The sequence below is a fragment of the Brevundimonas sp. genome (genome assembly GCF_030656255.1).
GTDB lineage: Bacteria > Pseudomonadota > Alphaproteobacteria > Caulobacterales > Caulobacteraceae > Brevundimonas.
Window position 1 is genome coordinate 1 of record NZ_JAUSOE010000153.1, and the last position, 12,159, is coordinate 12,159.

At 67.1% G+C, this 12,159-nt stretch carries 12 protein-coding genes and 1 riboswitch; of the genes, 8 read left to right on the forward strand and 4 right to left on the reverse strand.

Annotated features, from left to right (window positions below; all coding sequences use genetic code 11):
• The coding region (locus Q7J26_RS15025) for an arginine--tRNA ligase (RefSeq protein ID WP_304937195.1) at positions 1–1,311 on the forward strand (1,311 nt) is incomplete at its 5' end.
• On the opposite strand, the gene Q7J26_RS15030 is transcribed toward Q7J26_RS15025, so the two are convergent.
• Positions 1,312–1,473, reverse strand: a complete 162-nt coding sequence (locus Q7J26_RS15030) for a hypothetical protein (protein WP_304937196.1) — start codon at positions 1,471–1,473, stop codon at positions 1,312–1,314.
• Between the two features lie 72 nt (positions 1,474–1,545).
• On the opposite strand from Q7J26_RS15030, the gene Q7J26_RS15035 reads away from it, so the two are divergent.
• Positions 1,546–2,568, forward strand: coding sequence for an adenosine deaminase (locus tag Q7J26_RS15035; protein ID WP_304937197.1), 1,023 nt, complete (start codon positions 1,546–1,548; stop codon positions 2,566–2,568).
• A 57-nt stretch (positions 2,569–2,625) separates the two neighbouring features.
• Positions 2,626–3,936, forward strand: a complete 1,311-nt coding sequence (locus Q7J26_RS15040) for a type VI secretion protein ImpB (protein ID WP_304937198.1) — start codon at positions 2,626–2,628, stop codon at positions 3,934–3,936.
• 45 nt (positions 3,937–3,981) lie between these two features.
• Here the strand turns inward: Q7J26_RS15040 and pncA are convergent, their stop codons facing one another.
• A complete protein-coding gene (gene pncA / locus Q7J26_RS15045; protein ID WP_304937199.1) occupies positions 3,982–4,575 on the reverse strand; it encodes a bifunctional nicotinamidase/pyrazinamidase in 594 nt (197 codons plus the stop codon).
• Complete coding sequence (locus Q7J26_RS15050; protein ID WP_304937200.1) at positions 4,575–5,546, reverse strand: class 1 fructose-bisphosphatase; 972 nt, start codon at positions 5,544–5,546, stop codon at positions 4,575–4,577. Before Q7J26_RS15050 ends, pncA begins: the two co-directional genes overlap by 1 nt.
• Positions 5,547–5,715: 169 nt before the next feature.
• Positions 5,716–5,811, forward strand: a riboswitch (glycine riboswitch).
• Between the two features lie 145 nt (positions 5,812–5,956).
• Here Q7J26_RS15050 and gcvT point away from each other — a divergent pair.
• The 4 genes from gcvT (at position 5,957) to gcvPB (ending at position 10,441) form a co-directional block, all read left to right on the forward strand.
• Positions 5,957–7,072 carry a glycine cleavage system aminomethyltransferase GcvT gene (gene gcvT / locus Q7J26_RS15055; RefSeq protein WP_304937201.1) on the forward strand — a complete coding sequence of 372 codons (1,116 nt, stop codon included), beginning with the start codon at positions 5,957–5,959 and terminating at the stop codon, positions 7,070–7,072.
• A 10-nt stretch (positions 7,073–7,082) separates the two neighbouring features.
• Positions 7,083–7,448 (forward strand): glycine cleavage system protein GcvH, encoded by a 366-nt coding sequence (gene gcvH / locus Q7J26_RS15060; RefSeq protein ID WP_304937202.1) that lies wholly within the window; start codon positions 7,083–7,085, stop codon positions 7,446–7,448.
• A gap of 65 nt (positions 7,449–7,513) precedes the next feature.
• Positions 7,514–8,860, forward strand: coding sequence for an aminomethyl-transferring glycine dehydrogenase subunit GcvPA (gene gcvPA, locus Q7J26_RS15065; protein ID WP_304937203.1), 1,347 nt, complete (start codon positions 7,514–7,516; stop codon positions 8,858–8,860).
• Between the two features lie 12 nt (positions 8,861–8,872).
• Positions 8,873–10,441 (forward strand): aminomethyl-transferring glycine dehydrogenase subunit GcvPB, encoded by a 1,569-nt coding sequence (gcvPB, locus tag Q7J26_RS15070; protein WP_370651956.1) that lies wholly within the window; start codon positions 8,873–8,875, stop codon positions 10,439–10,441.
• Between the two features lie 65 nt (positions 10,442–10,506).
• Here gcvPB and Q7J26_RS15075 read toward each other — a convergent pair whose 3' ends face one another.
• Positions 10,507–11,115, reverse strand: a complete 609-nt coding sequence (locus Q7J26_RS15075; protein WP_304937204.1) for a TetR/AcrR family transcriptional regulator — start codon at positions 11,113–11,115, stop codon at positions 10,507–10,509.
• Between the two features lie 73 nt (positions 11,116–11,188).
• Between Q7J26_RS15075 and Q7J26_RS15080 the strand changes: the two genes are divergently transcribed.
• Positions 11,189–12,112, forward strand: coding sequence for an SDR family oxidoreductase (locus tag Q7J26_RS15080; RefSeq protein WP_304937205.1), 924 nt, complete (start codon positions 11,189–11,191; stop codon positions 12,110–12,112).
• Positions 12,113–12,159: the final 47 nt, after the last annotated feature.

Sequence of the window (12,159 nt, forward strand, 5' to 3'; positions counted from 1 at the left end):
GGCTTCCAGATGGGGCTGCTGATCGTGGCCTGCGGCGACGAAGGTCTGGCGGAAGGCTTCCTGGTCGAGGGCGACGGGCCCTTCCCGGCCGAGAGCCCCGTCACCCTGGCCGATCTGGACCGGCTGTATCCGCTGGCCGCCGGCAAGGCCAAGGAAGACCTGGCCTTCCGCGACCGCGCGCGCAAGGCGACGGCGGAACTGCAGAACGGCCGGCCCGGCTATCGCGCCCTGTGGACTCATTTCGTGGCGGTCAGCCGCGAGGCGCTGAAGCGCGAATACGGCGACCTGTCAGTCGATTTCGACCTGTGGAATGGCGAGAGCGACGCCGATCCGCAGATGCCCGAAATGCTGGCGCACCTGAAGGCGACCGGCCTTCTGGTCGAGGACGATGGCGCCCAGGTGGTGCATGTCGCCAAGCCGGGCGAGACTCGCAAGAAGAAGCTGGCCGACGGTTCGGTGATCGAGGCGCCCTCGCCCCCGCCCCTGCTGGTGATCAGCTCGGAAGGTTCGGCCATGTACGGCACGACCGACCTGGCCACGATCCTGGACCGCAAGAAGGCCCTGGCGCCGGACTTGGCCCTGTATGTCGTCGATGAACGCCAGGCCGAACATTTCGAACAGGTGTTCCGCGCCGCCTATCTGGCCGGCTACGCCGTCGAGGGATCGCTGGAGCATCTGGGCTTCGGGACCATGAATGGTCCCGACGGCAAGCCGTTCAAAACCCGGGCCGGCGGGGTGCTGAAGCTGCGCGACCTGATCGACCAGGCGACGGACAAGGCGCGCGAGCGGCTGCACGAAGCCAAGCTGGGCGACGACCTGCCAGCCGAGGAGTTCGAATCCATCGCCCACAAGGTGGCCATCGCCGCCCTGAAGTTCGCCGATCTGTCGAACGCGCGGACCACCAGTTACGTCTTCGATCTGGACCGGTTCATGAGCTTCGAGGGCAAGACCGGCCCATATTTGCTGTACCAGTCGGTGCGGATCAAATCCCTGCTGCGCAAGGGCGCCGAACAGGGACTGACGCCCGGCGCGATCTTCATCGCCGAACCGGCCGAACGCGATCTGGCCCTGACGCTGGACGCTTTCAGCGCCGCCGTGTCCGACGCCTATGACAAGCGGATGCCGCATCTGGTGGCCGAACACGCCTATCGCGTGGCGCAGTCCTTCTCGAAATTCTACGCCGCCTGCCCGGTGCTGGTCGCGCCGGACGAGGACACGAAACGGTCGCGCCTCGCCCTTTCTGCGGCGGCCCTGCGCCAGCTGGAGATCGCGCTGGACCTGCTGGGCGTTGAGACGCCCGAGCGGATGTAGTCAGTCGGACTTCTTGTTTTCAGAGAAGGCTTCATCAACCTCGTCTTCCGTGATCCGTTTGGAGGGATCGCCGGGCTGGCCAAGGTTCTGTTCTTCAGTGCCATCGCCCATAACCCCGGGCGTGTCATTGGTCTTGATGGGATGGTCTTGTTTGTCCGCCATGGCGGTGCTCCTTAGGTGCGGTAATCCAACGTGCGCGACCCGGCGCCGTTCCCTTTGCGCAAGGAGGCCGTCATGGCTGACGCCAAATCGCTAGACGCCTATATCGCCGGCCTGCCCAAGGCGGAGTTGCACCTGCATATCGAGGGCTCGCTGGAGCCGGAGCTGATGTTCGAGCTGGCGCAGCGCAATGGCGTGTCGATTCCCTATGACAGCGTCGAGGCGGTGCGGGCGGCCTATGATTTCTCGAACCTGCAGGATTTCCTGGACATCTATTACGCCGGGGCGGCCGTGCTGCTGACGCGCAAGGATTTCGAGGATCTAGCCTTCGCCTATTTCCAGCGGGCGGCCGCCGATAACGTGCGCCACGCCGAGATCTTCTTCGATCCCCAGACCCATACCGACCGGGGCGTGGCCTTCGGCGTGGTGGTCGAGGGGCTGATCGCGGGGATGGACCGGGCCAAGGCGGAGTTGGGCGTGAGTTCGGGCCTGATCCTCAGCTTCCTGCGCCACCTGACGGAGGATGAGGCGTTTGCGACCCTGGAGGCGGCCAAACCCTATCTGCATCATTTCATCGGCGTGGGGCTGGATTCGTCGGAGGTCGGCCATCCGCCGTCCAAGTTCCAGCGCGTCTTCGCCGCCGCCCGCGCGCTGGGCCTGAAACTGTGCGCGCACGCAGGCGAGGAAGGTCCGCCGGCCTATGTCCACGAGGCGCTGGACCTGCTGCACATCGACCGGATGGACCACGGCAATCGCTCGATGGAGGACGAGGCCCTGGTCGAGCGGCTGGCGCGCGAGCAGATGACACTGACCGTCTGCCCCCTGTCGAACCTGAAGCTGTGCGTGGTCGACGACCTTAAGGATCACCCGGTGCCCGAGATGCTGCGCCGGGGCCTCCACGTCACCCTGAACTCGGACGACCCGTCCTATTTCGGCGGGTATGTGAACGACAACTACAGCCGGCTGGCGGCGGCGGTCGGCCTGACGAAGGATCAGGTGACGCTGCTGGCGCGGAACAGTTTCGAAGGGTCGTTCCTGGGCGAAGCGGAGAAGGCGGAGCGGATCGCAGAGGTGGAGGCTTACGCGGCAACACACTGAAGCGGCGTGTATTGCTTCTGCCTTCCCGCATCGAAATGTTCCTGATATGTTCCAGCGATGGAACGGGCGAAAACACAGGGGGAAGACAGCGCGGGCCTACGCTGGCTGTTCGTCGATCTGAACGCCTTCTTCGCCAGCGTCGAGCAGCAGATGAACCCGGACTGGCAGGGCAAACCCGTCATCGTCCGGCCGGCGATGAGCGAATACACCGGCGCCATCGCCGCCAGCTATGAAAGCAAGGCCTGGGGCGTCCATACCGGGATGCGGGTGTCGGAGGCGCGCAAGCTGTGCCCCGGCCTGATCGTCGCCGAGGCGCGGCCGGACCTCTATGTCGCGGTCCACAAGAAGATCATGGCGGAGATCGACCGCCATGTGCCGGTGTGGAAGGTCGGTTCCATCGACGAATGTTCGTGCGAACTGATCGGTCCGGAGCGTCTGGAAGCGAATGCCGTTGCTCTGGCCAAGCGGATTCAAGCGGGCATTCTGGAGCATGTCGGCGACTGTCTACGCTCGTCCATCGGGCTGGCGCCGTCGCGGTTCCTGGCCAAGACCGCCTGCGGCATGAAAAAGCCCGCCGGGCTGACGATCCTGAGGGCCAACGAACTCCCCGGCCCGCTGCTGGACCTGCCTGTGTCGAAATATCCGGGCATAGGGTCGCGGATGCGGCTGCGGCTGGAGGCGGCAGGCGTCACGGACACCGCCGGCCTGTGGGCCATGAGCGCCCGGCAGGCCCGCGCGGTCTGGAACAGCATCGAGGGCGAACGCATCTGGCGCGGCCTGCATGGCTTGGACAGCGAGCCGACGCCGGAGAAGCCACTCGCCTCCATCAGCCACAGCCACGTCCTGGCCCAGGCCATGCGGACGCCGGACAAGGCGCGCGCCGTGGCGCGGCGGCTGGTGGTCAAATGCGGCGCGCGGTTGCGGCGGATGGGTCTGACCGGGGCCAGCCTGACCCTCCATCTGGACATGGGGCCGAAGGCTGCACCGAGAAACGCCCGGCGGGGCTGGGAGACGGCGGCTATGAGTTGCGCCGTCGCGCCGACGCAGGACACCTTCGCCCTTCTGACCGCGCTGGACGGCCTGTGGCGCAAGGTGGAGCCTGAGCTGGAGGCTGGACGGCTGAGCTATGTCGGGGTCGGGGTTCATGGGCTGAAATCTCGCGACGCCTTTGAGACGGACCTGTTCGACACCGGCCCGGATCAGGGCGGCGAGGCCCCGTCCCTGCGACTGTCCCAGGCGCTGGACGCCCTCAATCGTCGCTACGGCAAGGACACCGTCAGCATCGGCCCCAAGGCGGGCCTGCCCGAATTCATCGGCGCCAAGATCGCCTTCACCCGCATCCCGGAGGCGGAGGATTTCTGGGAGTGAGCCACCCTATCCCAGCAGGGTTTCGGCCTCGATCTCCGCCACCCCCTAGGCCCGGAGACTATCCCGCGCCGCCGCCTCGGTCTGCGGCGCGATGGCGCGGCTGGCGTCGGTGATGACCACGGCCTCGAACCCTTGCCGCACCGCATCCTCGGCGGTGAAGCGGACGCAATAGTCGAAGGCCAGGCCCGCCAGGAAGACGCGGGTCACGCCCAGGTCGCGCAGCAGGCCGGCCAGCCCGGTCGGGGTGCGATGGTCGTTCTCGAAGAAGCCGGAATAGGAATCGACCGCCGGGTTGTAGCCCTTGCGGATCACCGCCAGCGCCTTTTGCACCGTGGGCGCGACGTCGGGATGGAAGTCGGCGCCCGGCGAGCCCTGGATACAGTGATCCGGCCACAGCATCTGGGGGCCGTAGGCAACCTCGACCTCGGTGAAAGGGGCCGCGCCGGGGTGGTTGGAGGCGAAGCTGATCTGGTCCGGGGTGTGCCAGTCCTGGGTCAGGATCACGCGCGAGAACCGCTCGGCCAGCCGGTTGATCAACGGCATGATCCCCGCCCCGCCTGCGACCGCCAAGCTGCCGCCCTCGCAGAAGTCGTTCTGCGGGTCGATGACCAGGAGGGCGTCTGTGGCGGCGATCTGCATCACACGCCCGCGTAGGCATCGATCTCGTTGGCCGAGCCCAGGGCCACGGGGATGCGCTGGTGCAGATGCTCGGGCTGGACGTCCAGAATGGGCTGCACCCCGTCCGTCGTCGCCTTGCCCCCGGCCTGTTCGACCAGGAAGGCCATCGGATTGCCCTCGTACATCAGGCGCAGTTTGCCGGGCTTGGTCGGCTCGCGGCTGTCCCAGGGGTACAGGAAGACGCCGCCGCGCATCAGGATGCGGTGGACGTCCGCCACCATGGCCGCGACCCAGCGCATGTTGAAGTTCTTGCCGCGCGGGCCTTCGTCGCCCTTCAGCAGGTCGCCGATGTAGGTCTGCACCGGCCCGGACCAGTGGCGCAGGTTCGACATGTTGATGGCGAACTCCTTGGTGTCCGGCGAAATGGCGATGTCGTCGTGGGTCAGCAGCCAGTCGCCCTCGTTCGACAGGGTGAAGCCTTTCACGCCCGCCCCGGTCGTCAGGACCAGCATGGTCTGGGGACCGTAGAGGGCATAGAGGGCCGCGACCTGGTTGCGCCCCGGTTGCATGAAGTCGGCCTCGGTCGGGGTCGGCGTCGCAGACTTCAGCACCGAGACGATGGTCCCGACCATGGCGTTGATGTCGATGTTGGACGAGCCGTCCAGCGGGTCGAACAGGACCAGATATTGGCCGGTCGAATGGGGCGCCGGCTGGACCTCATCCATTTCCTCCGAGGCGACGCCGGCGACGGCGGGGCTGGCCAGAAGCGCGTCGGTCAGCATGTCATTGGTCATGACGTCGAGCTTCTTCTGCTCCTCGTCCTGAACGTTGATCTGGCCCGAGGCGCCCAGGGCGCCGGCAAGGGCGCCGCCGGCGACGACCTTGCTGATGTTGGCGCAGGTGGCGGCGACGACTGTCAGGACCGTCTTCAGCCCCTCGGGCGCGTCCAGGGCGGCGATATGGGCGTCGAGGCGGGTGCGGTCGGCGGTCATGCGGTCTGTCCGAAGCGGCGGGAAGCGTCGCACCGTTCTTGGCGGGCCTACGGCGTAAGGGCAAGGGCGACGCGTCAACCGGCGAGGCCAACGCTGATAATGACGCCGCCACACCGCCTGCAAAGGCCGACGACGCTTGACTTAGAGCCGGAGTCGGTGGCTTAGGTCGGATGCTCTCGCGGGAGAGTTCGGTGCGCCTCGGCGGGCCGACGCCGAAGGCGCAACCGCCCCGGAAACGCTCAGGCAAACGGACCGCGACAGCATACGGACGCTGGAAAGTCGCTCTTTACGGGCGCGCCGACGGAGCAAGGCGACATGATTTGGTCGCCGGAATCTCTCAGGCTTCAGGACAGCGGGGGCGCGAAGACGGCGGAGCTCCGCCACCAAACGCGACCGTGAAAGCCTGAACCATGACCGATCAAGCCCTGAAGACCACGCCCCTGAACGCCGCGCACCGCGCCCTGGGGGCCCGGATGGTGGGTTTCGGCGGCTATGACATGCCGGTTCAGTATGAGGGCGTCCTGGCCGAGCACCGCTGGACCCGCGAGCACGCCGGCCTGTTCGACGTGTCGCACATGGGCCAGTGCAAGATCACCGGCGAGGACGCCACCGCCCAGTTCGAGCGTTTCGTGCCCGGCGTCTATGCGATCCTGAAGGCCGGCAAACAGAAATATTCGCTGCTGCTGAACAAGGACGGCGGCATCATCGACGACCTGATGGCCGGCCGCCCCGACCATGACGGCCTGTTCGTCGTCGTCAACGCCGGCAACAAGGACGAGGACTTCGCCTTCTGGTCGGCGAACCTGGAAGGCGACGCCAAGCTGACCGTGCTGGACCGCGCCCTGATCGCCATCCAGGGGCCTGAGGCCGCCGAGGTCATGGCGGCGCATGAGCCGATCCTGGCCGAGATGGGCTTCATGGAATGCGCCCGGCTGATGCTGTTCGGCTGCGACTGCTATGTCTCGCGTTCGGGCTACACCGGCGAGGATGGCTATGAGATTTCGGTGCCTGCGGATCAGGCCGAGCGGGTGTGGAACACGATCCTGGAAGACGCCCGCGTCAAGCCGATCGGCCTGGGCGCCCGCGACAGCCTGCGCCTGGAAGCCGGCCTGCCGCTGCACGGTCATGACATCGACCCGACGACCAGCCCGGTCGAAGGCGCCCTGACCTTCGCCCTGTCCAAGTCGCGCAAGGAGCGCGCGGATTTCAACGGCGCCGACCGCATCCTGAAGGAACTGGCCGACGGTCCTTCGCGCGTCCGCATCGGCCTGATCGTCAAGGAAGGCGCCCCGGCCCGCGAAGGCGCCGAGATCGCCGACATGGACGGTAACGTCATCGGCAAGGTCACCTCGGGCGGCCCCTCCCCCACCCTGGGCAAGAACATCGCCATGGGCTTCGTGCCGCCGGCCTATGCCGCGCTGGGCGCGGACCTGAAGGTCATCGTGCGCGGCAAGACCGCCGCCGCCGAAGTCGTCGCCATGCCCTTCGTGGCGCAACGCTATTATCGCAAACCGAAGACCGTCTGAGGATCAGATCATGAAATTCACCAAGGATCACGAGTGGGTCAGCCTGGACGGCGACATCGCCACCGTGGGCATTTCGAAGCACGCTGCCGACGCCTTGGGCGACGTGGTGTTCGTGGAAGTGCCTGAGGTCGGCAAGACTGTCTCCAAGGGAAGCAGCTTCGCCGTGGTCGAGAGCGTCAAGGCCGCCTCGGACGTCTACGCCCCCGTATCGGGCGAAGTGGTCGAGGCCAATGACGCCCTGTCGACCGCGCCGGAAACCGTCAACGCCGCCCCGGAAGGCGACGGCTGGTTCGCCAAGATCAAGGTGTCGGACGCTGCCGAACTGGACGCCCTGATGGACCAGGCCGCCTACGACGCCTTCCTCGCCACCCTCTAAGCCCCATCGGACCCGCTGATTAAGAGTCGGCGGGTCTTCGGCCTTTCACGGCCCAGGACAAGACCATGCGTTATCTCCCCCTGACGCCCGACGACCGCACGGCGATGCTCGCCGCCATCGGCGCGAAATCGATCGACGACCTGTTCGTAGACGTGCCCGAGGCGGCGCGGCTGGACGGGCCGGTGGACCTGCCCCGCGTGGCCGGCGAGATGGAGGTCGAACGCGCCCTGTCCGCCATGGCGGCCAAGAACGCCACGGCCGGCGCCGTGCCCTTCTTCTGCGGCGCAGGGGCCTACAAGCACCACGTCCCGGCGACGGTGGATCACGTGATCCAGCGCTCGGAATTCCTGACCAGCTACACCCCCTACCAGCCGGAAATCGCGCAAGGGACCCTGCAGTACCTGTACGAGTTCCAGACCCAGGTCGCGAACCTGACCGGCATGCCGGTGGCCAACGCCAGCCTGTATGACGGCTCGACCGCCATGGCCGAGGGCGTGCTGATGGCGACCCGCGTGACCCGCCGCAACAAGGCGGTGATCTCGGGCGGCGTCCATCCCCACTATGTCAAGGCCACTGAGACCGTGGTTCACGCCGTCGGCGTCGAGACCCAGGTCCTGGCCGCCGCCGTGGACGCCGAGGCCGCCGTGATCGACCAGATCGGTCCGGACACGGCCTGCGTCGTCGTCCAGACCCCGAACGTCTTCGGCACGGCGACCGATGTGACCAAGATCGCCGAGGCCGCCCATGCCGCCGGCGCCCTGCTGATCGTCGTGGTCACCGAGGCCGTGTCCATGGGCCTGCTGAAGTCGCCTGGCGAGATGGGCGCGGACATCGTCGCGGCCGAGGGCCAGTCGATCGGCAACGCCCTGAACTTCGGCGGCCCCTATGTCGGCCTGTTCGCCACGCGCGAGAAGCTGATCCGCCAGATGCCCGGCCGCCTGACCGGCGAGACGGTGGACGCCGACGGCGAGCGCGGCTTCGTCCTGACCCTGTCGACGCGCGAGCAACACATCCGCCGCGACAAGGCGACGTCGAACATCTGCACCAACTCGGGCCTCTGCACCCTGGCCTTCACCATTCACATGAGCCTGCTGGGCGAGACGGGCCTGCGTAAACTGGCCCTGCTGAACCACGAGAAGGCGGTCGCCACGCGTGACGCCCTGGCCGCCATTCCGGGCGTCGAAATCCTGACCTCGCGCTTCTTCAACGAGTTCGCGGTGCGCCTGCCCAGGAACGCGGCCGAGGTCGTCTCGACCCTAGCCGATCACCATGTGCTGGCCGGCGTACCCTACAGCCGTCTGGCCCCCGATGCGGGCATGGACGACGTCCTGCTGGTCGCTGCGACCGAGACCACGCTGGATGTGGACATCCAGATCCTCGCCAAGTCGCTCTCCAAAGTCCTCGGCGCGTAAGGGATACTGACCATGAGCACCATGAACACCGTCGGCCGCCCCACCGCTCCGAAACAAGTCCAGTCCAAGCCCGCCACCCTGACCGGCGGTCGCGGCCTGCTGCAGAATGAAGCCCTGATCTTCGAGGGCGACGGCTGGGGCAAGACCGGCGTCGATCTGGCTGAGCCCAAGACCGATGGCTCGGACCTGGGCGACCTGGTTCGCAAGGACCCGATCGGCCTGCCCGGCCTGTCCGAGCCCGAGGCCATGCGCCACTATGTGCGCCTGTCGCAGAAGAACCACGCCATCGACCTGGCCATCTATCCGCTGGGCTCGTGCACGATGAAGCACAACCCGCGCCTGAACGAGAAGATGGCCCGCCTGCCCGGCTTCTCGGACATCCACCCGCTACAGCCGATCTCGACGGTTCAGGGCGCGCTGGAGCTGATGGACACCCTGGCCCAATGGCTGAAGACCCTGACCGGCATGCCCGCCGTCGCGCTGTCTCCGAAAGCCGGCGCCCACGGCGAACTGTGCGGCCTGATGTCGATCCGCGCCGCCCACGAGGCCTCAGGCCAGCATGAGAAGCGCCGCAAGGTGCTGGTGCCCACCAGCGCCCACGGCACCAACCCGGCCACCGCCGCCTTCGTCGGCTATACCGTCGTCGAGGTCGCCCAGACCGAGGACGGCCGCGTGGACGTGGCGGACCTGGCGTCCAAGCTCGGTGACGACGTCGCCGCCATCATGGTGACCAACCCCAACACCTGCGGCCTGTTCGAGCGCGACATCCTGGAGATCAGCCGCCTGACCCATGAGGCCGGCGCCTATTTCTACTGCGACGGCGCCAACTTCAACGCCATCGTCGGCCGGGTTCGTCCGGGGGATCTGGGCGTCGACGCCATGCACATCAACCTCCACAAGACCTTCTCGACGCCGCACGGCGGCGGCGGTCCGGGCGCGGGTCCGGTGGTGCTGTCGGAAGCCCTGGCCCCCTTCGCGCCGGCCCCGTGGGTCGTACATGACGACGGCGGCTATCGCCTGATCGAGCGCGAGGAAGACGAGGCCGAGCAGGCCTTCGGCCGCCTGTGCGCCTTCCAGGGCCAGATGGGCATGTATGTGCGCGCCCTGTCCTACATGATGTCGCACGGCGCCGACGGCCTGCGTCAGGTGGCCGAGGATGCGGTCCTGAACGCCAACTACATCAAGGCCCGCCTGTCGGACCTGATGTCGGCGGCCTTCCCTGACGGCCCCTGCATGCACGAGGCCCTGTTCGACGACGAATGGCTGAAGGGGACGGACATCACCACGCTCGACTTCGCCAAGGCGATGATCGACGAGGGCTTCCACCCGATGACCATGTATTTCCCCCTGGTCGTCCACGGCGCCATGCTGATCGAGCCGACAGAAACCGAGTCCAAGGCCGAACTGGATCGCTTCATCCACGCCATGCGTCTGTTGGCGGAGGCTGCCAAAGCCGGCGACGTCGACCGCTTCAAGGGCGCGCCCTTCCATGCGCCGCTGAAGCGCCTGGACGAAACCCGCGCCGCCCGCTCGCCGGTGCTGCGCTGGACCGCGCCGGAAGGGTCGAACCAGGCGGCGTAAGCCGCCTATCGGATCGTTCTTCTCTCTACCGTCATCTTGGGGCCCGTCCTTAGGATGACGGTGGATCAGGGCTGAGCCGCGACGCGCCGCAGCGCCGCAAAGGCCTCTCGGCCGAACTGTTCAGGCTCGCCGTCCGGACGGGCCAGCCAGGCCTCGGCGGCCAATTTCATGATGCTGACGGCGGCCCCGGCCACGACGCGGCAGGCGACGTCGTCGGGCGCCATGCCCTTGCGCGCCGCCAGGGCATGGGCCAGCAGCCGCTCCATCCGCTCGTACTTGGCGTGGTCGCCCGCCTGAAGGCTGGGGGTGTCGTGGATCAGCCGGGTCAAAGCCAGGATCTCGGGCGTCTGGAACCGGGCCGCGACGTCGGCCAGCGCCCCCTCGACCATGTCCAGCAGCGGCTCTTGCGCCGGGCGGGCGGCGACCGCGTCGGCGATCCGTTGCGGAAAATCGGCCTTAATCGAGAAGACGATCTCTTCCTTCGACCCGAAATAGTTCAGCAGGGTCCGTCGCGAAACGTCGGCCGCCGCCGCGACCTCATCCAGGGTGGTCGCCTCGAAGCCGTTCTGCAGGAACAGCCGTATGCCCTCGGCCTGTATCCGGGCATGAGTCTCAATGCGCTTGCGCTCGCGCAGGCCTGGCTCGACGGAAATGTCATCTTGCACTTCTTGCATATTTGCACCGGATGCAGATATGCAAGCCGGAGCCCTTTAGAGCGACTCTTTTTTCAGCGACAGGATAACGCCGATGACGACCTGGACCACAAACGATATTCCGGATCAGAGCGGCAAACTGGCCGTCGTCACCGGCGCGACCGGCGGTCTGGGGCTGGAAACCGCTCTGGTGCTGGCCGGTAAGGGCGCGCAGGTCGTTCTGGCCGCCCGCAATCCGCAGAAGGGCGCCCAGGCCGAACAGAGAATCCGCGCGCAACATCCGACCGCCGATGTCCGGTTCGACCTGCTGGACCTGGGCGACCTGGCCTCGGTCGCGGCTTTCGCCGAGCGGTACCGGGAGGCGGGGCGGCCCATCGACATTCTGGTCAACAACGCCGGGATCATGGCCGTGCCGACGCGCCATACGACCGTCGACGGCTTCGAGCTGCAGATTGGAACCAACTATCTGTCCCACTTCGCCCTGACCGGCCGGCTTCTGCCCTTGCTGACGGCGGCCCGCGCCCGTGTGGTGCAACTGGCCAGCATCGCCCACAGGGGCGGTCGCATCCGATTGGACGATCTGAACTATAAGACCGGCTACAGCGCCTGGCCGGTCTATCAACAGTCCAAACTGGCCATGCTGATGTTCGCCCTGGAACTGCAGCGCCGCAGCGACCGGCAAGACTGGAGCCTGACCAGCGTCGCCGCCCACCCCGGCTTCGCCCGCACCGACCTGATCGACAACGGCCACGCTGGCGCCCGCCCCAGCCTGTTCGCGCGCGCGACCCACATGCTGGAATCCTTCGCCAGCCATTCCGCCGCCGACGGCGCCCTGCCCATCCTCATGGCCGCCACCCTGCCGGACGCCCCGCCGGGCGCCTATTATGGGCCCCAGGGCTTCCAGGAGCTGAAGGGACCGCCAGGTCCGGCCGTCATCAAGCCCCAGGCCCGCGACGCCGAGGTCGCCGACTGGCTTTGGCGGGAATCGGAACGGCTGACCGGCGTCCGTTACGGCTGAGCCTCAACGGCGTGTCATTCGAGACACAGCTGTAAATCCACGCCTAA